This window comes from Paeniglutamicibacter psychrophenolicus (assembly GCF_017876575.1).
GTDB classification, from domain to species: Bacteria; Actinomycetota; Actinomycetes; order Actinomycetales; family Micrococcaceae; genus Paeniglutamicibacter; species Paeniglutamicibacter psychrophenolicus.
Genome location: NZ_JAGIOE010000001.1, coordinates 1,067,413 through 1,091,626, shown reverse-complemented (window position 1 = coordinate 1,091,626; position 24,214 = coordinate 1,067,413). Strand labels below are relative to the sequence as shown.

The 24,214-nt window shown below is 65.4% G+C and carries 20 protein-coding genes and 1 pseudogene; 7 read left to right on the top strand and 14 right to left on the bottom strand.

Annotated elements, in window-relative coordinates:
* Window positions 1-46 precede the first annotated feature (46 nt).
* Window positions 47-922 (top strand): sigma-70 family RNA polymerase sigma factor, encoded by an 876-nt coding sequence (locus tag JOF46_RS04725; RefSeq protein WP_209906261.1) that lies wholly within the window; start codon window positions 47-49, stop codon window positions 920-922.
* A 179-nt stretch (window positions 923-1,101) separates the two neighbouring features.
* Window positions 1,102-1,548, top strand: a complete 447-nt coding sequence (locus tag JOF46_RS04720) for a UPF0158 family protein (protein WP_209906260.1) — start codon at window positions 1,102-1,104, stop codon at window positions 1,546-1,548.
* On the opposite strand, the gene JOF46_RS04715 is transcribed toward JOF46_RS04720, so the two are convergent.
* From JOF46_RS04715 to JOF46_RS04700, 4 genes are all read right to left on the bottom strand, one after another.
* Complete coding sequence (locus tag JOF46_RS04715) at window positions 1,527-3,011, bottom strand: amidase (protein WP_342592362.1); 1,485 nt, start codon at window positions 3,009-3,011, stop codon at window positions 1,527-1,529. The genes JOF46_RS04720 and JOF46_RS04715 overlap by 22 nt on opposite strands.
* Window positions 3,008-4,285: a M20 family metallo-hydrolase gene (locus JOF46_RS04710; RefSeq protein ID WP_209906259.1), complete on the bottom strand. Its 1,278-nt coding sequence runs from the start codon at window positions 4,283-4,285 to the stop codon at window positions 3,008-3,010. The genes JOF46_RS04715 and JOF46_RS04710 overlap by 4 nt, the downstream gene beginning before the upstream one ends.
* Before the next feature lie 55 nt (window positions 4,286-4,340).
* Entirely contained in the window at window positions 4,341-5,672 is a 1,332-nt protein-coding gene (locus JOF46_RS04705) for an MFS transporter (RefSeq protein WP_245348008.1), read from the bottom strand.
* A gap of 124 nt (window positions 5,673-5,796) precedes the next feature.
* Window positions 5,797-6,753, bottom strand: coding sequence for a LysR family transcriptional regulator (locus tag JOF46_RS04700; protein ID WP_209906258.1), 957 nt, complete (start codon window positions 6,751-6,753; stop codon window positions 5,797-5,799).
* Between the two features lie 181 nt (window positions 6,754-6,934).
* Here JOF46_RS04700 and JOF46_RS04695 point away from each other — a divergent pair, with 181 nt between their 5' ends.
* Both JOF46_RS04695 and JOF46_RS04690 read left to right on the top strand, forming a co-directional pair.
* A complete protein-coding gene (locus JOF46_RS04695; RefSeq protein WP_209906257.1) occupies window positions 6,935-9,430 on the top strand; it encodes a DUF5129 domain-containing protein in 2,496 nt (831 codons plus the stop codon).
* A gap of 222 nt (window positions 9,431-9,652) precedes the next feature.
* A complete protein-coding gene (locus JOF46_RS04690; protein WP_245348007.1) occupies window positions 9,653-10,243 on the top strand; it encodes a cysteine hydrolase family protein in 591 nt (196 codons plus the stop codon).
* Window positions 10,244-10,268: 25 nt separating this feature from the next.
* Here JOF46_RS04690 and JOF46_RS04685 read toward each other — a convergent pair whose 3' ends face one another.
* Genes JOF46_RS04685 through JOF46_RS04665 form a run of 5 tightly spaced genes read right to left on the bottom strand, consistent with a single transcriptional unit; the run spans window position 10,269 to window position 16,100 of the window.
* Complete coding sequence (locus JOF46_RS04685) at window positions 10,269-11,348, bottom strand: ABC transporter ATP-binding protein (RefSeq protein ID WP_209906256.1); 1,080 nt, start codon at window positions 11,346-11,348, stop codon at window positions 10,269-10,271.
* Window positions 11,345-12,433: an ABC transporter ATP-binding protein gene (locus tag JOF46_RS04680; protein ID WP_209906255.1), complete on the bottom strand. Its 1,089-nt coding sequence runs from the start codon at window positions 12,431-12,433 to the stop codon at window positions 11,345-11,347. Before JOF46_RS04680 ends, JOF46_RS04685 begins: the two co-directional genes overlap by 4 nt.
* A gap of 2 nt (window positions 12,434-12,435) precedes the next feature.
* Window positions 12,436-13,410, bottom strand: a complete 975-nt coding sequence (locus JOF46_RS04675; RefSeq protein WP_209906254.1) for an ABC transporter permease — start codon at window positions 13,408-13,410, stop codon at window positions 12,436-12,438.
* Between the two features lie 8 nt (window positions 13,411-13,418).
* Window positions 13,419-14,438 carry an ABC transporter permease gene (locus JOF46_RS04670; protein WP_209906253.1) on the bottom strand — a complete coding sequence of 340 codons (1,020 nt, stop codon included), beginning with the start codon at window positions 14,436-14,438 and terminating at the stop codon, window positions 13,419-13,421.
* Window positions 14,439-14,498: 60 nt separating this feature from the next.
* Window positions 14,499-16,100 carry an ABC transporter substrate-binding protein gene (locus JOF46_RS04665; protein WP_209906252.1) on the bottom strand — a complete coding sequence of 534 codons (1,602 nt, stop codon included), beginning with the start codon at window positions 16,098-16,100 and terminating at the stop codon, window positions 14,499-14,501.
* A gap of 286 nt (window positions 16,101-16,386) precedes the next feature.
* Here JOF46_RS04665 and JOF46_RS04660 point away from each other — a divergent pair, with 286 nt between their 5' ends.
* A complete protein-coding gene (locus JOF46_RS04660; RefSeq protein ID WP_245348006.1) occupies window positions 16,387-17,379 on the top strand; it encodes a 2-hydroxyacid dehydrogenase in 993 nt (330 codons plus the stop codon).
* 446 nt (window positions 17,380-17,825) lie between these two features.
* On the opposite strand, the pseudogene JOF46_RS04655 reads toward JOF46_RS04660, so the two are convergent.
* Window positions 17,826-18,374 (bottom strand): annotated as a pseudogene (locus JOF46_RS04655) (3-hydroxyacyl-CoA dehydrogenase family protein); the annotation flags it as partial.
* A 281-nt stretch (window positions 18,375-18,655) separates the two neighbouring features.
* On the bottom strand, window positions 18,656-19,180 hold the full coding sequence (locus JOF46_RS04650) for a helix-turn-helix domain-containing protein (RefSeq protein WP_209906251.1): 525 nt from the start codon (window positions 19,178-19,180) through the stop codon (window positions 18,656-18,658).
* Window positions 19,181-19,404: 224 nt separating this feature from the next.
* On the opposite strand from JOF46_RS04650, the gene JOF46_RS04645 reads away from it, so the two are divergent.
* Entirely contained in the window at window positions 19,405-20,538 is a 1,134-nt protein-coding gene (locus JOF46_RS04645; RefSeq protein ID WP_209906250.1) for an L-talarate/galactarate dehydratase, read from the top strand.
* Between the two features lie 36 nt (window positions 20,539-20,574).
* Complete coding sequence (locus JOF46_RS04640) at window positions 20,575-21,279, top strand: FadR/GntR family transcriptional regulator (RefSeq protein ID WP_209906249.1); 705 nt, start codon at window positions 20,575-20,577, stop codon at window positions 21,277-21,279.
* Window positions 21,280-21,681: 402 nt separating this feature from the next.
* On the opposite strand, the gene JOF46_RS04635 is transcribed toward JOF46_RS04640, so the two are convergent.
* The 3 genes from JOF46_RS04635 to JOF46_RS04625 are packed head-to-tail and all read right to left on the bottom strand — an operon-like array spanning window position 21,682 to window position 24,175.
* Entirely contained in the window at window positions 21,682-22,080 is a 399-nt protein-coding gene (locus tag JOF46_RS04635; RefSeq protein ID WP_209906248.1) for a universal stress protein, read from the bottom strand.
* Complete coding sequence (locus JOF46_RS04630; RefSeq protein WP_209906247.1) at window positions 22,077-23,606, bottom strand: tripartite tricarboxylate transporter permease; 1,530 nt, start codon at window positions 23,604-23,606, stop codon at window positions 22,077-22,079. The genes JOF46_RS04635 and JOF46_RS04630 overlap by 4 nt, the downstream gene beginning before the upstream one ends.
* 23 nt (window positions 23,607-23,629) lie before the next feature.
* Window positions 23,630-24,175 (bottom strand): tripartite tricarboxylate transporter TctB family protein, encoded by a 546-nt coding sequence (locus JOF46_RS04625; RefSeq protein WP_209906246.1) that lies wholly within the window; start codon window positions 24,173-24,175, stop codon window positions 23,630-23,632.
* Between the last annotated feature and the right edge of the window lie 39 nt (window positions 24,176-24,214).

The following is a 24,214-nucleotide window of genomic DNA, read 5'->3' as shown; positions in this document are numbered from 1 at the left end:
CTGCGCCTCGTCAGTATGATGACGGTCAAGAGGACAAGGACGTGACATGACAGGGAAAGAAGATCTCACCGCACGCTTCGAGCGGTCCCGTCCGCGCCTGCTGGCCATCGCCAACCGGCTGCTCTCCTCGGACGCCGACGCCCAGGATGCGGTGCAGGAGGCGTGGCTGCGCCTGCAGCGCACCGATGCCGGGGCGATCGTGAACCTCGAGGCCTGGCTAACCACGGTGGTCTCCCGGATAAGCCTGGACATGCTTCGGGCTCCCCGCCGGATGCGCGAGTATTCCTGGCAGGTCGAACCCTGGCGTGATGAGCCGCTCGCGCTGGACGGCGACCCTGCGGAGGAAGCCGAACGCAGCGACCAGGTGGGCGTGGCCCTGCTGGTTGTCCTCGAGACCCTCAGCCCCGCCGAGCGGGTGGCCTTCATCCTGCATGATGTCTTCGGGCAGCCGTTCGACCAGGTCGCCGAGGTGCTGGAGAAGTCGGTCCCGGCTTCCCGGCAGCTGGCCTCCCGTGCCCGCCGGCATCTGCGCGGTGCACCCGATCCCGCCCGGCCGGGACCGCATCGTGCGCGCGAGCTCGTGGACGCCTGGCTGGTTGCGGCCCAGCAGGGAAACTTCACGGCGTTGCTGGGCCTGCTGGATGAATCCGCGGTGCTGCGCGCCGACTACGGAACCAGCAACCGCGTGATCGAAGGACCGGCCGCCATCGCGGAGCAGGCGGTGCTCTCGGCGCGGCTTGCCGCCCACTCGACGCCGATCCTGATCGATGGGCGTCCGGGGGTGGCCGCGGTGCTGCACGGGCGGGTTGTGTCCATCATGGCGTTCGCTTTTCGGGAGGGCAGGATCATCGGCCTCGACGTGCTGGCCGATCCCGGCCGCCTGGGCCATCTGGAGGTTGATGACCTGCGCGGACGCACGTAGCGCGGCAGCCTGCTGCGCAAAGTCCACGAGGCCGCATCATGGCGCTGCCGGGCAGGCTCCCCAGCCGGCGTTCGGTCACGACGCCCAGGAAATCGCACTCCGTCCAGAGTGCTTGTGCGATCACCGTGGGCGCGCAAAGCTGATACCTACACACGGAAAAAACTCGGCAAGGAAGCCTGATGCTGAAACTCGAAGACCTGGATCTGGAAGAAATTGCCTGGGCCATGCAGGACGACCGCTCCATGGGCAACGAATATTACCTCCATCTTGATACCGGTGAGGTTGTGGTGCCGGGGCTCGATGAAGACATCACGCTGGAGGAGATCGACGAGGGAAACTACGCCTACGTGGACCGCATCGAATCCTACGAGTCCTACCGACATATGGAGGACTTCACCGCGGGGCTTCCCGACGGCGAGGCACGGACCAAGCTTGAGCAGGCATTGGTTCGCAGCAAACCGTTCCGCCACTTCAGGGACGCGCTGGAGCACTTCCCGACGGAACTCGAAGCCTGGTACAAGTTCAAGGGCGAAGCCATGAACAAGGTCGTGATCGACTGGCTGGTCGGCATCAAGGCCATCGAGGATCCCTTCCCCGACGGCACCTACAGCGACGAAGCCGAATAAGACGGTTTCAGCTGCGGAAACCCCGGGCCCGGCACGAGAACCTCGACAGCGGCGGCAACCCGGAACACCATAGCCTCATCGAAGGGGTGCCCTACGATCTGCACGCCGGTGGGCACCGAGTCGCGCGAAAGCCCGCTGGGAACCGAAACGACCGGGCAGCGGTTGGCGACATTGAACGGGCTGGTCAGGTGCGCCTCCCAATAGTGGCCCAAGTGTCCCTCGGAGGTCGCGATCCCGTCCAGGTAGTCCCCGTCGGCGGCCAGCGAGGCCACCGCCGAGGTCGGGCACAACAGTGCATCCAGCCCCGCCATCGCCGCGGCCAGCTCGGCCTGCAGCGCATGGTCCATCGCCAGGGATTCCACCAGGGTGTGCCGGGTTGCGGCGGCCGCCGCGTCCTTGATGAACCGGGCAGTGTAGGCAGCCAGCTCGGACTCGGTACCCGCTGTCTCCGTTGCCATGGCCGGACCCAGAATGTGCCCGAAGTGAGCGAAGGTCGTTTCGGTGATCCGCGCGGTGGTCCAGGGGAGTTCCACCGGGACGACCACGGCTCCCGCGGCTTCCAGTGCCCGGGCGACCTTCAGGGTGTTTTCCCTGATCTCGGGTGCGACCGGGTAATCCCCGAGCGTGAGCGACAGTCCGATGTGCAGCCCTGCCACGTCCCCTCCGGCGAACGGGTTGATGCCGTATCCTCCCCACGAACCGTGGTCGGTTTGGTGACGCCCGGAGATGACCGCGGCCAGCAGTGCGGTGTCTGCAACCGTGCGTCCCATCGGTCCGTCGCCGCGGTACCAGTCGGCGGCCAGCGCCCCGAATCCCGGGATCCGGCCGTAGGGCGCCTTGTAGCCCACGGTTCCGGTGAACCCAGCCGGGATGCGAGTGGACCCCGCAATGTCCGAGGCGGTGGCCAGCGTGGTGAACCCCGCGGCCAGGGCGGCTCCGGAGCCGCCGGAGGATCCCCCGGGCGAGGTCTCGGTGTTCCACGGGTTTCTGGTGATCCCCCACATGGGCGAATGCGTCGTGGTGGCACAGCTGAATTCGGGGCTCGTGGTGCGGGCGTGGATGATTCCGCCGGCGGCATTCAGCCGTTCCACGACGGGGTGGTCCACCGGGGCGATGCGCCCGCGGTGGGCGGCCAGGCCCTGTTCGAGCGTGCGTCCGGCGATGCCGTGCTTTTCCTTGGTGGCCACGCTCAGCCCTAGCAATGCGGGGGCTTCCCCGCCCTCTCGTGCCAGGCGTACATACTCATCTGCTGCGGCACGTGCCTGCGTGCGGGCGGAGTCGAAGAGCGTCTCGGTGAAGGCGTTGATGCCGGTTTCCCGGTCCCCGTTGTGCGACTCGATCCGCTGGATCTGGGCCTCGAGGATCTCCACGGGCGAGATTTCCAGGGAACGGAACCCGGCCAGCGCCTCGGTTGCGGGCAGCAGCGCGAGCGAGTCCACGGCGGTGGCTGCGCCCGGGGTCACGCGGCACCTGCCGTCGAGAGTTCCTGTTCGGCCGGGTCGCTGGGGGCCAGCGCCCCGATGACCATCTCCCGGGCCACCGATTCCAGCGCCTTCACCCCGGCCACCATGTCGACATCGGTGGTGAACTCGCGTTCGCAGTGGCTGACCCCGTCCACCGAGGGAATGAACATCATCACGGTGGGAACGATGCGGTTCATGGCCACCGAGTCGTGCCCGGCCATGGTGCGGATCCGGCGCACCGAAAGCCCCAGGTTCGCGGCGACCTTCTCGGTCAGTTCCAGCCCGGCCTCGGGGTAGTGCTGGATCCCGCGGACGTCGAAGTCGTTGACGTTGATGCGGATGTCGTGGTCCTTGGCGATCTGCGCAATGTCGGCCAGCAGGGAAGCCCTGGCCTCGGCGACGATTTCCGGGCTTGCCGAGCGCAGGTCGGCGACCAGGTGCACCCGGCGGGCCACCACGATCGGGGAGTTCGGTTCCAGGGTCAGCTGCCCGACGGATGACACCAGCGCCTCCTCGGCGAACTTCTTCGTGACGTCGTGGACCAGCAGCACCACTTTGGAAGCCGCCACCAAGGCATCGTGGCGGTCGGCCATGGCAGTGGCTCCTGTGTGCGACTGCTCTCCGAGCACCTCGACATCCAGCTTCTGGGTGTGCCAGGAGTAGTCGACGGCGCCCAGGGTGACGCCCTCGCGCTCCAGGATGCGGCCCTGCTCGATGTGGATCTCCGCATAGCCGGCAAGTTCCGGGCGTTCGTCGGTACCCAGGTAGCCGATCAATTCCAGGGCCTCGGCCACGGTGGTGCCGGCCAGGTCCTTGACCGCAAGCATCTTCTCCTGGTCCATGAGCCCGGCAAAGACCGAGGAACCCATGATGGAGGGAGCGAAGCGCCCGCCTTCCTCGTTGAACCAGTTCACCACGGCCAGGTTGTACACCGGGGCCGTGCCGGTGGCGGCCAGGGATCCTGCCACGCGTTCGGCGGCGTGCAGTCCGGCCAGCACCCCGTAGGCGCCATCGAAGCGGCCTCCCAGCGGCTGGGAATCCAGGTGGGAGCCGAGCAGGATGTACGGGGCACCTGGGACCAGGTCAATCAGTGCGAACATGTTCCCGATCCCGTCGACGCGTACCTCCCAGTTACGTTCCTTGGCGAAGGCGGCAAACCAGTCCCGGGTGGATTTGTCCGCCGCGGTGGCGGCCTGGCGTTCGACGCCGTTGTTCTCGGTGGCACCGATTCCGGCGACGTGGTGGAAATCGGTGAGAAATGTTGCATCGCTCATTGGGGGGGTGCTCCTTGCGGTGGGTCGGTGGTTCAGGCCAAAGGGGGACGGGGCGTCAGCCGATGCGGTGGTGGGTCTCCGGGACCTTGGTGAGGGTCAGCAGCAGGAATACGATGACGGCGGCGGCAGCCATGTAGTAGCCCGGTGCCGCGTTCAGTCCGGTTTGGGAAACCAGGAAGGTCCCGACGAAGGGGGCCGATCCGCCGAAGATCGCGTAGCCGACGTTGTAGCTGATCGCCGCCGAGGTGAAGCGGGTGCGGGTGGTGAAGATTTCCACGAAGAAGGTGTAGCAGCCGCCGCCGTAGATGCACATCGGGACCACGAAGAGCAGCTGCCCGGCGATGGCCAGCGGCAGCGAGCCGGAGGTGACCAGCATGAAGCACGGGATGGACAGCAGGGCCAGTGCCGCGGAGCCGGCGATCAGCATCGGCTTGCGGCCAACCTTGTCACCGATGATTCCGCCGATGGGCAGCAGGATCGCGTAGAGCAGCATGGCTGTGGCGTTGGCCAACAGCGATTGGTCGCGGCTCAGGTTACCGGTGACCTGGACGTAGGACACGAAGTAGCCCGAGAGGAAGTAGAAGCCCATGGCGGTCAGGCCCATCACGAAGATGACCTGCAGCATGCGAACCTTGTTCTCCGCGAAGGCCTCGCGCAACGGGCTGTATTCCTTGGTCGATTCCTTGGCCAGCACGGCCTTGAACGCATCGGACTCCTCGGTCTTGGAGCGGATCCACAGGCCGAAGAAGGCCATGGGCAGGGCCAGCAGGAAGGGGATGCGCCAGCCCCACGACATGAATGATTCGGAGGACATGGAGCTCGAGAGCACCAGGATCAGAGTGCCGCCGAAGACCGAGGGAAGGGCGGTGGCGGCCAGGGTGATGTTCAACCAGAAGCCGCGCCGATTGATTGGGGCGTGTTCGAAGACGAAGGCTGGAGCTCCGACCGATTCACCGCCGGCGGAGAAACCCTGCACCATGCGGCAGAGCACCAGCAATACCGGGGCTGCGGCGCCGACGGTCGCATGGGTGGGCAACAAGCCGATCAAGGCGGTGGCCGCGCCGATGGAAAGCAGCGTGATGAACAGGACCTTGCGGCGCCCGATCTTGTCCCCCAACGCGCCGAAGAACAAGCCGCCCAACGGGCGGACCAGAAAGGCGACTCCGAAGGTCGCGAACGTGGCCAACAGCCCGGCCAGCGCGCTGGTGCCCGGGAAGAAGAGCTGGGAGAGCACCACCGCGGACAGACCGTAGAGGGTGAAGTCGTAGAACTCGATGAACTGCCCAATGCTGCCACCGGCGAGCACACGCTTCTGCATTCCGTTGGTGGCCTTGCGGTCTTGCTGCAGCTCTGCCTGCGGTTCCTGGGATTGGATCTCGGTCTTCATCGACGCTCCTGAGTGTGCGGTCCGTTCGACCCATTGGCTCAAACGGCGGCTATTGATGTTTACCCTGGAACCAGTGTGGTGACCGCAATCACATAGGTCTAACGGATTATTTCGGTTGGACCCATCAAGAAAATCGATCAGCTCGGACTGATGTGGAGTGGTTCGCGCCGGAACCCTCACCATAAAGCGCGATGCAGACCTGCTCGAACGCCAGCGACTTGCGTGTCGGCTTGGCGCCAATGGGGCGCACCAGCGACATCTCGATCGGCGGCAGGTCCTCGATGATTTCCAGCGGCACCACCGAACCGCCGGCATAGGTCAGGTCACTGCTCAGCCGCTGGTTCAACAGCGAATACCCGTGACCGCGTGCGACATATGAGCGCACAGTCTCGTAACCGGAGACCACATGACGGATGGATGGCCGGATTCCGAGCTGGCTGAACATGTCCAGGTAGTACTCCCGGGTGTGTTTCGCATCCAGCAGGATCAACGGCTCGTCAACAAAGTCCAGCAGGCTGACCGGCACCTGCGGCGTGGCTGCCCGCGGGTGGCCGGCCGGAACCAGGATGTGCGGCGGGATCCGTTCCAGGACCCGTCGGTCAAACTCGGCCCCGATTCCTTGGTCGTACATCAGCGCCAGCTCGCAGACCCCGTCAAGCAGCGCCTGGCGCAACGATTCTTGGTCCCCCTCGTGGAAACTGACCTTCACGTGGGGATGTGCCGCCTCGAACTCCTGCAGGATCACCGGGGCCTTGAACGGCGCCAATGGCGAGTACATGCCCACCACCAATTCCCCGGCGAGCGCCTCGCCTTCGTCGCGGACCGCTTGGTAGAGCAGATCTGCTTCCTCCAAAAAAGCCTGGGATCCCATAAGCAGGCGCTTGCCCGACGGTGTCAGCCGCAGACCCTTGCTGGAGAGCCTGGTAAATAATGATGCCCCGAATTCATCCTCGAGCCTTGCAATGGCGGAGGAAAGTGTTGATTGGGTGACGTTCAGTTCGGCGGCCGCCGCTGTCATGTTCTCCAGCCGCGCCACGGTTCCGAAATAGCGCAACTGCACCAGCGTGAAGAATTTGCTCATGATTGCATTATGGCCCTGCGCCATCCAACTTGATCGACAGGACTCCGTGGGAAGGGAATTGTCAATTGCGGCCGGCCCCACTCATTCGACGCGGGCAGCATCCCGCAAGAAACCTCGTGAACCGTTACTCCAGAGATATTAGAATCAGGGAGTTGCTTCCATTCCCGACCCGAGCGAGCCGATGAAAACCCAGCTGATCCGCGCCCGCAGGAAACCACGCTTCGGGCTGCCTTGGGTGGCCATCATTGCGGGGACCGGCACCCTGGCCTTCGCCGCGCTCGGGTTCACCACCGTGACCGCCACCCCCGAGGCCCCGATTGAGATCATCGTCCAGGGCCAGCACCCACTGAATATTTCGCAGGCAACAGTTGACGCCGCCACCACCGAACCGATCCGGGCCTGGAAGCCATTGCGCATCGTGGTCACCGACCGGTTCTTGAGCTACGACGAGTTGCAGGGTCGGGTGGATCCCGGTGCCGAGGTCATCCTGAGCACCGCGATCACCGACGATTCGGCGGACCCGGGCCAGGAGCGACGTTTCACCGGTGTCGGGATCTACCCGCCTGACGCCGACAGGGAGAAAAACACCGAGAACCGGTTCGACATCAAGGATGCCTACCTGGACAACGTCGGCCTCGGGCACGGGCCGGCGGCCGTCACCGCGGCCGCCCAGCGTGCCGCCGAGGTCCTGGATGAGGGCAAGATCCGCACCCCGGTGTTCTGGCTGGCGGGCACGACGCTGGGCCTGGCGCTGACGATCGTCTCGCTGGCATTTTCCCTGTCCCGGCGCCGACGGCGGGAGTCGGTGTTTCGCAGGCTGACCGCTGCCCAGCGCCTGCTGGCCACCGTGGTCCTGGAACTTGAGGCCCTGGACGTCACTTACCGCACCACGGACAAGGACCAGCGCACCCCCGGGTTCAACGCCGCCTGGAACGCGATCCGCGAGGATTCGCTGGCACTGGCGCGCACCGAGGACGCCGTCATCGCCTCGGTCTACAACCCCAAGGAAGCACTGGCATCGTCCACCGCCGAGGCGGTGAAAAAGTTCGAGGCCCAGGCCAAGGCACTGGTGGCAAAGGCCGACGCCCTGATGGATGCCGGCTCGGTGCTGGGACATCTGGCGGGCAGCCAGCGGGTGCTTGACCGGTTGGCGGCGCCGTTGCTGTTCTCGGCCAAGGAATTGCTGGTCCGGTTGGAGGCGGGCGAGCCCGGGACCGTGGCACCCAGGCGCATCCGCCGTCTCGAACAAGCGGTTCAGGAGTTGCTGGGCATCCTTGGCACGGACCAGGAATCATCCGCCGCCCTCCAGGACTGGCAAGGGGCCGAACGCGAACTGGAGCGCAGTGCGAGCGCCATCAATCGTTCGCTGCGCCGCCACCGCCGGGCACGCGTCAGGGGATATGGAAAGGGCAGGGAGGATCTCACATCCCTGCGCCGGGGCCTGGGGCTCTCGGCCGCCGAATCGGATCGAGCCCTCTACGTGTTGGACGGCGCCAACGCCGCGGCCCGCGCGCTTCTGGGCCCGCTGCCCGGCACGGATGAAAGCGGGACCCCGGCCGCGGCCCGGCACCGCTGGAAGTTGGGCGACCCGTATCCCGCCCAGCGCGGAGCGTGGATCACCGCGTTGGTTGTGATCGCGGTGGGATCGTTGATGATCGGCGGCGCGGTGCTCGAGGCAACCTCGGGGCGGCCCGCCTGGGCGCTGACCGGAAACCAACCCCTGCGCTCCCTGGCCCTTGACGGGAACACCCAGGATCTCACCGAGGCCGGCATCCGCCGCTACATGCAGGACAAGTTCACCCAGGACGTGGACATCACCGTGGCGGTGCGCAGCGCCGGCGACTACCTGGGATTGCACCCGGGATCTTCCGACACCATCGGAGCCCGGGACCAGGACCCGCAGGTCCTGGTCGATGCCTTGTGGAAGATCAAGTCGGAGTTCCCGCGCCTGCTAAATCCCGCCACCGGCGAGTTGCTGGCCGACCAGGTGATCATTCCCGTGTGGGCCCTGGACGACGGGACCTTCACCATCCCCACCATGATCGCCGGCGCACTATCGACCGGAGACAACACCAGGCTCGGCGAGTCTTCCTGGGAATACGGAAGCTACTACATCTCCTCATACGGCGAGATCCAGGTGGCCACCACCATCAACGACTTGGCTCGCGGCCTGCAGGCCAACGGGTACATCGAACCGGATGTGAACAACGACTTCCTCTATGTGCTGCTGTGCTCCAGCATCGCCCTCGGCCTGGTGGCGCTGCTGCAGATCATCATCTACGGCGGTGCGGTCTCATTGAAATTGGGGCTTTTCGGGCGCAGCGCCGTTGCCTTGCGCAAGGTCCGCGAAGATTTGGATGCCTTGGCCCTGGGCCTGGATGATTCGCGGCTCAACACCGTCGCGGTGCTCGGTGCGGGATCGGCGGCCACCCGCGCCGACGCGGACCAACGCATCTTCGAACGCGCCCTGGCCATGGCCTGGCGGATGGCCGATGACCTGGCCGCACGCCCCCTGTCCCAACGCCTCGGCGCCGACTATGTCGCCCGGATCGAGCAGCTGGCCGCGTTGGTCTCCACCCTGGGCATCCGCGACGCCGACGCCCGGCGCCGCACCCGGGCCGTGCTGGATGCCGCCTACGGCCACCGCGTCGGTGTCAAGGGCGCAACGACGCCCTGACCAGGTCCCCCGAGTGTCCGGCGAGCGCAACTGGTTTCGCCCCGCCTTGGCTTTGCCTCCCCCAAGGTGCGGCTAAAGAAATGCTGGCCTTTGGTTGATGGGTGCGGCTACGGTGGGCAACATATGGGGGTCCATGCGCTGCGCGGTGCGTTTCGCCTCGTTGATGCGGGAACCTCGACCAAGACGACACCGTCATGCTCCGTGCCGAAGGAAGTGCCTGTCATGAATCTTGATCCCGAATCGACCGCCTTGGTCGCCATCCATTGCCAGGGCGACATCATCGGCGCCGAGGGCGCCTTTGCGGACTTCTTCCACGCCGAGGTCGTGAACCGCGGCATCGTGGGGAAGCTCTCCGGCCTGCTCGAGGGCGCCCGGGAAGCCGGCGCAACCGTCATCTACACGCAGATCGCCTACAACCCCGACTACAGCGACCTCAACGCCAACTCGCCGCTGCTGCGGATCGCCCAACAACGCGAATCGCTCAAGCACGGGTCCGCGCACACCAACTTCATCGAGCAGCACGCCCCGCAGGACACCGATCTGGTTCTCACCAACCAGCGGGTCGGCGGATTCACCCCGGAGATGGCAAGCATCCTTGAGGACCGCGGAATCCAGACACTGGTGTTCGCGGGGGTTGCCACCAACATCTCGGTGGAGAGCTCGGCACGCGCGGCCTCCGACCACGGTTTCCACGTGGCCATCGTGGAAGACGCATGCTCGGCGGCGACCCCCGGCGCCCATGCAGCAAGCATCGAATCCCTCGGGCTGCTGGCCTCGATCACCACCTCCAGCGAGCTGGGCTGGGCGCGGTAAGCACCCGGGCCCGGCTGCGTACTCGCTACCCGGCCGGCACCAATCCGGCCTCGGCCGGGGTGGAGACCGGGAAGTGGCATTCGGCCGCATGCACCGATTCGCCGGGCCCGATGGCCGGGATCCCCAGCGAGACCGAGCCGTCCGAATTGCGGCCCGCCGCCTCGGGCCGCAGCGAGGCGCAGATGTCCTGCGCCTTCCAGCAGCGGGTGCGGAACCTGCATCCGCTGGGCGGATCCAGCGGCGAGGGCAGCTCGCCTTGCAGCACGATCCGCTTCGCCGGGCGCATGGCCGGGTCCAGCTTCGGCGAGGCAGACATCAGCGCCGCGGTGTAGGGGTGCAGCGGCCGGTCGAAGACGTCCTCGGTGACGCCGGATTCGATGATCCGTCCCAGGTACATCACCGCGACCCGGTCGGTCACGTGGCGGACGACCGAGAGGTCGTGGGAGATGAAGATGTAGCTGACCCCCAGTTGCTGCTGCAGTTCGTTGAGAAGGTTCAGCACCTGCGCCTGCACCGAGAGGTCCAGCGCCGAGACCGGCTCGTCAAGGATGACCAGATCCGGGTCCAGCGCCAGGGCCCGGGCGATGCCGATGCGCTGGCGCTGGCCGCCGGAGAACTCCTGCGGGGTCTTGTGCGCATCGGTGGTGCGCAGCCCCACCAAATCCAGCAACTCGTTGAGCCGCTTGGTCCGGGCCGCCGTGCCGCGGTACAGGTCCTTGTGCGTGGCGAAGGGTTCGGAGATGATCGCCCCGGCGGTCATCCGCGCGTTCAGCGAGGCAAAGGGGTCCTGGAAGACCATCTGCACACGCCGGCGCCAGGCCAGCAGCTCCTTGCCCTTGAGCGCAAACGGGTCCTGCCCGTCGAAGCGCACGGTGCCGGAGTCGGGGGTCTCGAGCATCATCAGGGTGCGGGCGAGGGTGGACTTGCCGCAGCCCGACTCCCCCACCAGGCCCAGGGTCTCCCCCTTGCCCACCGACAGGGAGATCCCGTCAAGGGCCTTCAGTTTCCGCGAGCCCCCGGAACCGGCCGAGACGTTGAAGGACTTGGAGAGGTCCTGGACCTCAAGGACGTTGTGCCGGGTGGATTCCACGATGTTGGTGCTCATTGGTTTTCCTCATGCGGTGTTGATCCAAGGTCCATGGATGCAGCGGTCCCGGATGCGGGCGCCGAGGCGGAACCCGCGCGAAGGGATTCGGAGAAGTGGCAGGCGGAGAACTGGTTCTCCCCGCTGGGGCGCAGTTCGGGGCGGACCTCGCGGCAGATCGCCGCGGCCATGGGGCAGCGGTCCGCATAGACGCAGCCTGCGGGGATCTTGGCCAGTTCCGGCGGGCTGCCGGGGATGGAGGACAGGTCGTCCCCGCGCACCGCGTGGGTGGGAACGGACTCGAGCAGGCCCTTGGTGTAGGGGTGTGTGGGGGTGGAGAACACCGTGGCCACCGGCCCGCTTTCCACCACGTTGCCGGCATACATGATGCAGACGTCGTCTGCCTCCTCGGCGACCACCGCGAGGTCGTGGGTGATCAGCACGACGGCCATGTCCTCCTCCTCACGCAGCCGGCGCAGCAGCTCCATGATCTGCGCCTGCACCGTGACATCCAGGGCGGTGGTGGGTTCGTCGGCGATCAGCAGCCGCGGGCCCAGCGCCACGGCCATGGCGATGAGGATGCGCTGGCGCATGCCGCCGGAGAACTGGTGGGGGTAGGCCGAGACCCGCACCTCGGGCTCGGGGATGCCGACCCGGCGCATCAGCTCGATGGCCTGGGCGCGGGCCTGCTTCTTGTTCATGCCGCGGTGGATCCGGAAGGCCTCGCCCAGCTGGGTGCCGACGGTGTAGACGGGGTTCAGCGCGGTCAGCGCGTCCTGGAAGACGATGCCCAGGCCCGGTCCGGCGACCTCGCGGCGCTGCCGCGGGCTCATCGCGTTCAGGTCCCTGCCCTCGAGTTCCACGGTTCCCCCGGCAACCGAGGCCACCGGGTCCAGCAGGCCGGCGATGGCCTTGGCGGTCATGGACTTGCCGCAGCCGGATTCGCCCAGCAGCGCCAGGGTCTGGCCCTGGTAGGCGGTGAAGGAAACGTTGCCGACCACCCGCACAGTGCCGGAGGGGGTGCGGATGTCCACGTCCAGCCCGTCGACGGCCAACACGGCCTGGGCGGTGGCTTTGTCCCGGGTTTGGCGATCAAGTACTTCCATCATCACTTTGCCTCCTTCGATGCGGCCTTGGATGCCTTGCGGACGGTCTTCTGCAGGGTCAGGCGCCAGCGCTGCGCCGGGTCGGTGGCGATGCGCAGCCAGGCGGCCAGCATGTTCGCGGCGATCGCGGTGATGACGATGGCTAGGCCCGGCAGGATCGAGAGCCACCAGGCGGTCTGCAGGTATTGGCGGCCCTGGGCCACCATCAGCCCCCAGCTCACGTCCGGCGGCTGGATGCCGATGCCCAGGAAGGACAGCGAGGATTCGGCGAGCATCACGTAGCAGAATTCCAGCGTGGCCAGGGTCAGCAGGGTGGGTGTGACCACCGGGATCACGTGCATGGCGATGATCGAGTTGGGCTTGGTGCCGAAGGTCCGCGCCGCGTCCACGAAGGTGCGGGACTGCAGTTCGGCGGATTCGGCCCGGGCGGTGCGCATGTAGATCGGGATGCGGGTCACGGCCAGGATCAGCACGATGTTGGCCACCGAGGGACTGAAGACGTAGAGCACCACGACGGCCAGCAGCAGCGAGGGGAAGGACATGATGATGTCGGCGATGCGCATGGAGATGTTTTCGCGCCTGCCGCGGTGGTAGCCGGCCCAGACGCCCCAGAGGGAGCCGATGAACAGGGCCACCGCGACGGCGGGCACCGCGACCAGCAGGGTCGTGCGGGTGGCGACGATGAGCCGCGCGAGCACCGAGCGGCCCAGCGAGTCCGAGCCCAGGAAGTACGCCCACCCGTTTTCGGGATTGAAGGGAGCTTTGTTCATGAACATCAGGTTTTGCTTGGTGGCCAGCTCGCCCATCAGCGCCGGCCCGAAGATCGCGGTGAGGACCACCAGGCCCAGGATCACCGCTCCGACGGTCGCGAACTTGTCGCGCAGCAGCATGGCGAACATGCTCGGTCCGCCCAGGGTCGCCTTCGCGGGCCGGGTGCCGCGCTTGCCCTCGACGGGGCCGTTCAATGTCTGTGTCATGTCTCTTCCTAGGCGTTCGCGCCGGCGGCGGCAGGGACGTGGGGTTCGATCGGTGCGGCCGGGGTGTTGTCGATTGATCCGGTGCGCGCCTTGCGGCGGGCCCGGGCACCGGCGGTGGGACGGACCCGCGGGTCAAGCAACGCGTAGCCCAGGTCGATCAGGATGTTCAGCACGAAGATGGCCAGGGCGGTGAGCAGCACGCAGGCCTGGAGGACCGCGAAGTCGCGCTGCAGGATCGAGTCGATCATCAGCTTGCCGATGCCGGGCCAGCCGAAGATGGTCTCGACCACCACGGCGCCGTTGATCAGCCCCACCGTCAGGTCCCCGGCAACCGTCAGGGCCGGGGCCGCGGCGTTGCGCAGGGCGTGGGCGGTGACCACGCGGTATTCGGTGGCGCCCTTGGAGCGGGCGAGCTTGATGTAGGGCTCGGACAGCGAGGTGACCATGGCCCCGCGGATGACCTGGACCAGCGCCCCGAAGGGCCGCATCACCAGCGTGGCCACCGGCAGCACCCAGGCCGCGGCTCCCATGACCCCGGAGGTGGGCAGCCAGCCCAGGTAGATGGCGAAGACCCAGATGCCCACGATCGCCAGCCAGAAGTCCGGGATCGAGGCCGCGGCCATGGAGACGAAGGACGCGAAGCGGTCCAGCACCCCGGTGGGTTTCAGGGCGGCCGCGGAGCCCACGATGATCGCCAGCACGATGGCGATCACCATGGTCATCGCGGCCAGTTGCAGCGTGGCCGGGAAGGCGCGCAGCGCCATGGCTGCGGCGTCCTCCCCGGTGCGCAGCGAGGTTCCGAAGTCCAGCCGCAGCAGGCCCCCGAAGTAGTCGGCCATCTGGATGATGACCGGCTGGTCCAGTCCGTTCTTGGCAATGAAGTCGGCGCGCATGGCCTCGGTGGCGTTCAGCGGCAGGTAGAGGCTTGCCGGATTTCCGGTCATCCGGGCCAGGGCGAAGACCCCCACCACCACGACCACCAGCGGCAGTGCGGAGGAGATGATCCTTTTACGCAGATAGGTGAGCATGATCCTTGGTGCTTTCCGTCGATTTCTTGGTTGCCTTGCGAGCGGACTGGAGTGTGGGGCCTACTTGGCCGTGGTGACCTCGGCCAGGCGCAGCTCGTCGCCCGAGGAGGAGTTCGGCGTGTATCCCACGGTCTTGGCGATGCCGAGCATGCCGGTCTGGTGGGCGATGTGGGCGAACTGGACGACGTTGTCGTTCTGGTAGGAGAAGACCTTCTCGAACGCGCCCTGGCGGTCCTCGCCGGTGGCGGCGTCCGCTTCTGCGATGAGCTTGTCGAGCTCCGGGGTGCCGAAGGCGGACTGGGCGCCCTTGGTCGTCATGTACTGGTCCACCGTGAAGGCCGCGTCTCCGGCCTGGTTGCCGTGCTGGGTCATCAGCATGATCGCGCCCTCGTCATCGGTGGGGAACGGGCGGACCTGGTAGGTCAGGTGCTGGCTGGTCTCGAGCATCTTCAGCTTCACGTTCAGCCCGGCCTGGGTCAGCTGTTCCTGCAGCACCTGGCCCAGTTCCTCGATCTTGGGGAACTGCGCGGTGCGCACGATCATGCTGATCTGCGCGGAGGTGTCCACCCCGTCGGCCTTGGCCTCGTCCACCAGTGACTTGGCCTTTTCCGGGTCGTACGGCCAGACGACCAAGGAGTCGCTGTGCCCCACGACGCCCTCGGGCACCAGCTGGGCGGCTGCCTTGTCGCGTCCGCCGTAAAGCGAGGCGACGATGGCTTCCTTGTCGATGGCGTAGTTCACGGCCTGGCGAACCCGGATGTCGGTGAACGGGGCCTTGTCTGCGTGCATGCGCAGGGCGACGGTCTCGTTGTTCGGGTAGGAGACGCCCAGGTCCCCGATGTTGTCTTCCGGGCTCAGGCCGGTGGCGATGTCCGCCTCGCCGGAGGTGATCATGGCGGCGCGGACGCTGCCCTCGCTCCTCCACTGGTAGTTGGCCTTCGGGAAGGCGGGGGCCTCGCCCCAGTAGTCGGCAAAGGCCGAGACGTTGATGCTTTGCCCGGCTTCCCACTTGTCCAGCTTGTAGGGTCCGGTGCCGATCGGTTCGCGCACCTTTTCGGTGGTGGAGGTTTCGGACGGGACAACTTCCAGGAAGGAGAGGCGCAGCGGCAGGATCGGATCGGCCTTGGGCGCGGTGACCTCAAGGGTGGTGGCGTCAACGACGTTGAGCTTCAGGTCGTCGTCGCCGAAGACGTAGCCCTCGACATTGCAGCCGAGCTTGCCGTTGACCGCGCGGTCGATGGTGGCCGCAGCGTCCTCGGCGGTGAATTCGGAATCGTCGTGGAACTTCACGCCCTCGCGCAGCTTCAGGGTCCACTTGGTGTCGTCGCTGCTGGTCCACTCGGTGGCGAGCTTGGGCTCGAGCTCACCGGTGGTGGGGTTGCGTTCGATCAACGGCTCGGTGATGGTCGAGCGCACCACCACGCCGGTGCTGGTGAGGTTCGATTCGCAGGCCTCGAGGGTCGGCGGTTCCTGCTGCAGGACCACGCGCAGGGTGTCGCCGGCGGCCGGTCCCCCGGCCCCGGAGGAGCCGGTGGCGCCTTCGGAGTTGGCCACGGAGCAGCCTGCGAGCACGGTGGTGCCCAACAGGGCGCCGGCGGCCACGGCCATGGAGAGTCGTCGGGTGCGGGTCACGGGGTTCCCGGGCTTGTTGGCAAAAAACATCGTTGTTTCCTCTGGGAGTGAGCGAATGAGATGAGTTCGAACGACCTGGAGGAGCGAGCGATCTGCCGGTCGTGTTTGAACAGCTTCGGCGGCACCGGCACAACCCGTCAAGGGCCAACAACCGCATGAAGACGCGGTTGGCGACGCATTCGGACCCAAGCACCCGGGGCAACGATTGTGACTTCCGCTACATCCCGCGGCTGCCGGCCGATCAATGCCTCAACGGTATTGATCCATGCAATCTCCGTGTTGGACGCGCATCCTTGCCGCTTCCTACGATTCAGGTATGTCAACAGATACCAGCGCCATCACGCGGCGCGATCCCAGCCCCATTTCCGGGAACGCCATCGTGCGCGTCGGCCCGGTCAACCCAACGGTCGCGCAGGCACTGGTGGACGACTACGACTCGCTGGTCCTGCCCGATGCCGGGGACGCCCGCGACCAATTCCTGAACGAGCACGGCGAGGCGATCCGCGTCGCGGTGTGCTCCGGGAAGATCGGCGTGGACACCGAACTCATGAAGCGCCTGCCGAACCTCGAAGCCATCGTGAACTTCGGTGTCGGCTACGACGCCTCCGACGTCGCACAGGCTGCCGAGCGCAACATCCCCATCAGCAACACCCCGGACGTGCTCACCGACTGCGTCGCGGACACCGCACTGGGCCTCTACCTGAACACCCTGCGCTCGCTGGGCGCCGCCGAGCGCTTCGTGCGCGCCGGCACCTGGGCCACGGGCGCGAACTTCCCGCTGGCCACCCGCGCCAGTTCCAAGCGCGTGGGCATCCTGGGCCTGGGCCGCATCGGTGCGGCAATCGCCAAGCGCCTTGAGGCCTTCGGCTGCGAAATCCACTATCACAACCGCTCGGAAATCAGCGGCAGCCCGTACACATATCACCCCTCTGCCGCCGCACTGGCTGAGGCCACCGATGTGCTGGTCGTGGCCGCTGCGGGCGGGCCGGCCTCCGCCGGACTTGTCGATGCAACTGTGCTGGAAGCGATCGGCCCGAAGGGCTTCTTGATCAACATTGCCCGCGGCAGCGTCGTTGACGAGCAGGCCCTGGTCGCGGCCCTGCAGAACGGCACCATCGCCGGTGCCGGGCTTGACGTGTTCGTCAACGAGCCCCACGCCCCCGAAGAGCTCTTCGCGCTGGAGAACGTGGTCCTGCTGCCGCACCTGGGCAGCGGCACGCACGAGACGCGCGCCGACATGGCAGCGCTGGTGCTGGACAACTTGCGCAGCTACGTCGATTCGGGTGAACTGATCACGCCGGTCTCGTAGGCAGCCCTATTGCCCGTGGCCCGCTCGGTGAACCGGGCGGGCCACAGGCGTCTGCCCTCACCAGTCGGATTCAACACCCGGCCGAAGTCATGAGTTTGCGGGTCTGCTTGAAGTCGCCGGGGCGACTCCTTTGCCCATGCTCACGCCAACCATCAAAAGGGGCCTGTCCGACGCAGCTTCGCTATCGCGCTCTTGGACGAGATTCCTCCGCGGTTAGTGCGCACATTCGCGGGCATTTCTCTCAGCATCGAACGTCATCTTGACCAGCCAAGAACACTGCCAGCAAGGCACCCGTCTGTAATTGCCCTGGAGCTGTTTTGTAATTAGCGCACGAACTTCTTGGCTCAACTTCCGTTGATCTACTGGGATGCATTGCCCTGGTTTGTAATTAGCGGTTCAGCACCTTGTAATTGCCGGAAGCTCTTTCGCGCAAAAATCCACGAACCCTACGTCGATCCAACCGACCCAAAGTGATCCTGATATGTACCCGCCGGGTTATTCCCAGTTGCAGAACCCCTTGACGGTTTCCTGCCCAGTTCCCCGCTGCTGACCATCCCTTGGAGGATCCCGGGTGGGGAGAACCTCTCACCGAGCGTTTCCTTCGAATATTCGACCACGCCCAATTGCACGTCACGGCCCACGATGTCCGCTGGTGCGCAAAGACCCTGTGGAGTGCTTGTCGCCGAATACCATGGCGTTGGCGATATCTTGAGCACTGGCCCCCTCCTCAAGCATGCGCGTGGCTTCCAGCGCACTGGCCACTTTGAGACGAGAAGAAGCGAATCCGGGTGCTCCATTGACTACAACCGCAGTCTTTCCCAGGACTTCGGCCCACGTATTGCCTGTCTCGGCCAGTTCGGTCCGCCTGGCTGATTTCCGATTCCCAACTCGATCAATATTGAGGCCGGAACCGGATCGAAAAAGTGCAGGCCAAAGAAGTCTTCGGTCCGCTGCAGCTCGCTGCCCAGAACTGAAACCGACAATGAAGGGGTGTTGCAGCACGCTCTTGCAGTATGGGCAGGCCGGACGCATGTTCAGCAATTACTGCTTGTGCCATTCAGAATTAGGCATGGCTAGGCACGCTCGCACGATTGGTTGCCGCGACGAAAACGCGTATCCTCGGTAGCGAAGCAAGGAGCCGATTCTCCACTCAACGAGTCGACAATCGGTCTGGCCTCTGGATTTTTTGCTGCGGCAACCAGGGGCTGCTTCTTCTTAACCGGCCGACTGGGGCACCCAACTGTCAAGCAGTGCGGTGTACATGGCCTACAAAGCTTCAGGACGTGGACCGATGGCGGCGGCGTGCCGCTTCCGTGCGGGCTTGCTTCATCCGTTCAATGGCGTCGGCAGGGGATTCGTCATCCACGGTACCCATGGACGCAAGCGCCGCATACTGCTCGTATTTACGTGTTTCCTTGTATGCCAGAACATCCTCAAGTTGAACTCGACAATGCGTTCCAGGCTTCTCGAAGGGCATTCCTCCGGAATCAAGAATCTTGACGAGAGTCGGTCGGGTTATCCCAAGCAATTCGGCTGCCTGTTGAGTGGTGAGCGTGAGCGAGCTTGGCGTGATGGTGACCGCCAAACCACGTCGCATCGCATCTACGGCCTTAACGAGAACCTCGTAGACCTCATGGGGGATTTCGACTTGGTCGCCAGATTCTCCTCCAGAAAGGAAGAACTTGGGCGAAGGAGCAATACCCCTGCGCGCTGCATGAGCTTCAATGAAGCTGTAGATCTCTCCGGCTTTCGGAGCTTCTGGTGCGAAGAACGTTTCCTTGGCGGCTGCGCCGATACGCATGGTTCTCACTTCTTGGTAATTGTCAGCACTTCGTTTCTTTCGTTCTAAACATTCCAACTACGCCAGGAGCCTGCCGTCTAGATCTGCTGCGTACCCGCGGAACACCTAGATGACCATCAAAGATCGCACCCCAAACCACTTGTGTAACAAGCTATCAACTTATACGATAAGTTGTGTTCACCGATGCAATCCCACTTTCCCTCCCCCAGGAGCACAGACCCGCCATGAGCTACACCCCCGATGCCATTCGCCACGTCAAGCTGTCCACCGCGCGCTTGCCCCTGGCCACCCCGATCTCCGATGCCAAGGTCTTCACCGGCCGCCAAAAGCCGATGACCGAGGTCGTCTTCCTCTTCGCGGAGATCAAGACCGAGCAGGGCCACGAAGGTGTCGGGTTCTCCTACTCGAAGCGCGCCGGCGGGCCGGCACAGTTCGCCCACGCCAAGGAAGTCGCCGAGACCATGATCGGCGAGGACCCCAACGACATTGCCAAGCTCTATACCAAGCTCCTGTGGGCCGGCGCCTCGGTGGGCCGCTCGGGTGTCGCCACCCAGGCACTCGCTGCCCTCGACATTGCCCTCTACGACCTGAAGTCGAAGCGCGCGGGCCTGCCGCTGGCCAAGTTCCTCGGATCCCACCGGGACTCGGTGCGCACCTACAACACCTCCGGCGGCTTCCTCAATGCCTCCATCTCCGAGGTCAAGGACCGTGCCAGCCAGTCCATCGAGGAAGGAATCGGCGGCATCAAGATCAAGGTCGGTCTGCCCGATTCCTCCGAGGACCTGCGCCGCGTCGCTGCGGTTCGCGAACACATCGGCCCCAACGTGCCGTTGATGGTGGATGCCAACCAGCAGTGGGACCGTGCCACCGCGCTGCGCATGGGCCGCAAGCTCGAGGAATTCGACCTGGTTTGGATCGAGGAACCGCTCGACGCCTACGACGCCGAGGGACACGCGGCACTCGCCGCGGCGCTGGACACCCCGATCGCCACCGGCGAGATGCTCGCATCGGTCGCCGAGCACGAGCGCCTGATCGCCACCCGGGCCTGCGACATCATCCAGCCCGACGCCCCGCGCATCGGCGGCATCACCCAGTTCCTGCGCCTGGCCACTCTTGCGGACCAGGCAGGCCTGGACCTGGCGCCACACTTCGCCATGGAGATCCACCTGCACCTCGCCGCCGCCTACCCGCGCGAACCATGGGTGGAGCACTTCGACTGGCTCGACCCGCTGTTCAACGAGCGTCTCGAGACCAAGGACGGGCGCATGATCGTCCCGAACCGCCCCGGACTCGGCTTCACCTTCAGCGACCAGGCCCGCGCCTGGACGACCGACACCGTCGAGTTCGGCCGAGCTTAAGCCTCCTGCCGCGGCGCGCGTGAAAGCATTCATTCCATGAAACCCAATCTGACGACCGGCCTGATTGAGCACCTGCGCGAGCAGATCAGCTCCGGAGCAATCGCCCCGGGAGACAAGCTCCCGAGCGAAAATGCCCTGATCGCCGAACACGGCGTCTCCCGCACCGTGGTGCGTGAGGCCGTGACCCGGCTGCAGGCCGAAGGGTTGGTCCACACGCGCCGCGGTGCCGGCAGCTTTGCCCTGACTCCCCCGGCCCCGGAAACCGGTGCACAGGCGCGGGTCCCCAGGACCCTGGCCGAACGCCGGCAACTGCTCGAGTTCCGCATGGGACTCGAGTCCGAGGCTGCGGCCGCAGCAGCGGTTGCGGGGAGCGCCGACACCCTGCCCGCCCTCGATGCGGCGCTTGCGGCATTCCGGCAGGCCGGAACCAACGCCTCGCGTTCCATGAGCTGCGACTTCGAGTTCCATTCCGCCGTTGCGGCCGGAAGCGGGAACCCCTACTTCCTTGATGCGGTGCACCACCTCGGTCCGGCGATGATTGCCATGCCCCGCCAACGACTCGATTCAACGGATTCGGTCCTGCTCCCCCGTCTGGAACAGGTCGCGGAGGAACACCTCACCATCCGCAATGCCATCGCCTCGGGCAACGCCATGGCCGCAGCCGCGGCGATGCGGGTGCATCTGGCGAACTCGCTGCACCGGCTCGAGGTCGAGGCCGGAATGACTACCGCCGGCAACTAAGCAACCAATACCCGATGCCCCTGCCGTGATTGGCAGGGGCATCGGTGTGTTCGTGCGCGATCCGTTGACCGGTGCCGCAACGGCAAGTCGGGACGGGTGCGGAGCGAGGCAACAAGCGCTCGGGACATTGAGCGACCTGGATAACCCGATCTCAACCTGTAGGTCTGGGAACGCTCAGCACGATGACGGCTTTGCTGGTTTCCCGGGCATGAAAAACCCCACCAATCCTGAAGATGGTGGGGAGTTATGCCTTCAACAATACCAAACCGCGCGCTGGTCCACATGCAGGGGTCTCGAAACCCGATGCGAATACTCCGGCTTCTCCATGCAGCAAAGCGCTTGGTTGGTCGGCCACTAAAAGTGGCCGACCAACCAAGCTGGTGGCCTGCAGAAGGCGTCTTTCTAGACCTGGTCCGCCTTCACGGCCAGCACCGGGTGCTCGGCCTGCAGCAGGATGCGCTGGGCGTGGGAGCCCATGATGAACTTGCCCACCTGGGAGCGCTGGCGCAACCCGATGACGATCAGCGAGACGTCATGCTTCTCGGCCAGGTCCAGGATTTCCTCGGCGAGGTCGTCGCGGTGGATGGATTCCAGGATCCGCGCCTTGATGCCCGCATCCACGGTGGACTGCTTGATGCGCTCGATGTCCTCGGCGCTCGCCACCGACTTGTCGACCAGCGCGCCCTCGCGCACCGAGTTCACGATCAACAGCTCCTCGTTGCGAAGCTTGGCCTCGCTGATCGCGGCCCGCACCGCGGCCTCACCGACCTTGGTCGGAACGTATCCAACTAGGATGCTCATACCTTTTCCTTAACCTTGGGGTCGGACAAGACGGCGTTTGCCTTCTTGCGTTTGTCGAGAACTGTCTTGACCATCGGCCAGACGGCCACGATCACGAATGTCACCAGCAGCGTGGCGGAGATCGGCCGGGTGAAGAACCCGGTCGGATCGCCCTCCAGCACCAGCAGCGAGCGGCGCAGCGAGGACTCGAGAAGGCTTCCCAGCACGAATGCCAGCACCAGCGGGCCGGGCTCGAAGCCGAACTTCTTCATCAGGTAGCCCAGTGCACCGAAGAGCACCACAAGCATGACGTCGAACATCGAGTTTCGGATCGTGTAGGCGCCGAGCATGGTGATCAGCGCCGTGATCGGTGCAAGGATCGCTGCACGGATCCGCAGGATCTTCACGAACAGTCCCACCAGCGGGATCGACATGATCAGCAGCAGGATGTTTCCGATGTACATCGAGTTCACCACGCCCCAGAAGAGCTCCGGGTGCTCGGTGATCAGCTGCGGGCCCGGGGTCACGCCCTGGATCAGCAGCGCACCGAAGATGATGGCCATGGTGGCGTTGGCGGGAATGCCCAGGGTCAGCAGCGGGATGAAGGAGCTGGTGGCCGCCGCGTTGTTCGCGGTTTCCGGTCCGGCCACGCCCTCGATGGCGCCCTTGCCGAAGCGCGAGGGATCCTTGGCGCGCTTCTTTTCCACGGCGTAGGCGGCCAGCGAGGCGATGGTGGCTCCGCCGCCGGGCAGGATGCCCAGGAAGAATCCGAGCACCGAGCCGCGTCCGATGGCGCCCGAGGCCTGCTTGAGGTCCTTGCGCGAGGGCCAGACATTGGCGACCGTGGCGGGCGCGGAGGCCGCACGGTGCCGTTCCTCGAGGTTGTAGAGGATCTCTCCCACACCGAACAGGCCCATGGCGATGGGCACGAAATCAATGCCGTCTGCCATCGAGAGGTTCCCGAAGGTGAAGCGCTCGGCACCGGTGAAGATGTCGCGTCCCACCGTGGCCAGGAACAATCCGAAGGCCGCGGCAATCAAGGCCTTGATCTTTGATCCGCCGGAAATGGTGGCGACCAGCAAGATGCCCAGCAGGGCCAGTGCCGTGTACTCCGGCGGGCCGAAGTCCAGTGCGAAGCTTGCGACCACCGGGGCCAGGAAGGTCAACCCGATGATGCCCACGGTGCCGCCGATGAAGGAACCGATGGCGGCGATTCCCAGGGCGGTGCCCGCCCGTCCCTGCTTGGCCAGGACGTAGCCGTCAAAGACGGTCACCACGGAACTGGCCTCGCCTGGAATGCGCAGCAACACCGAGGTGATGGTGCCGCCGTACTGGGCTCCGTAGAAGATGCCCGCGAGCATGATGATCGCGGTGACCGGCTCAACCCCGTAGGTCAGGGGAAGCAGGATGGCGATGGTTGCCGCCGGGCCCAGGCCCGGCAGCACGCCGATCAGCATGCCGATGGCGACGCCGAGCAGGCAGTACAGAAGATTGGTTGGGTCCAGGACAACACCAAAGCCGTCCAAGACCGGGCCGAAGAAATCCATGCCGTTTTACCTTTGGTCTTGACTTAGAAAAGTCGGGGGATGGTGGTTCCGAGTGCGGCAATGAAGATCGCGTAGAACGCTGCAACAATCAGGATCGAATACATGGTGGCCGAGCGCCAGCGCTCGCCACCGAGCCACCGCATCCAGATGAAGCACAACAGCAGCGACGGGATCTCGAAGCCGACCACCGGCATGAGCAGCACCATGCCCACGAGCGTGGCAAAACCGATTCCGGCGTACCAGGAGTAGGACGAGAACTTTTCCCCGTCCTTGCCGCCGGTGCGGCCGATGACGACCTGGACCACCGACAGCACGGCAACGACGAGGCTGACAATGAAGGGCCACATGCCCGGCCGTGGTTCGGCCGGCGTTCCCAATCCCAGTTTCAGCGAGAGCAGCAACCCTGCGATGCCCAGGGCCATGGCCACCAATGAGGAGACCAGGTTGGCCACTGGCCCGGCCGGTTCCGGCGCTTCGGCGGCCCAAGCAGCAGCGAGCTGCTCGGGGGTCAGGATCTCTTCGTCCATCTCCGGGGCGTCTTCGACGTGCGGCGCTTTATCGGCTCGCATAGCGTGCTTCCTTTGGGTCTAGCGTGCGCCACCTGCGGT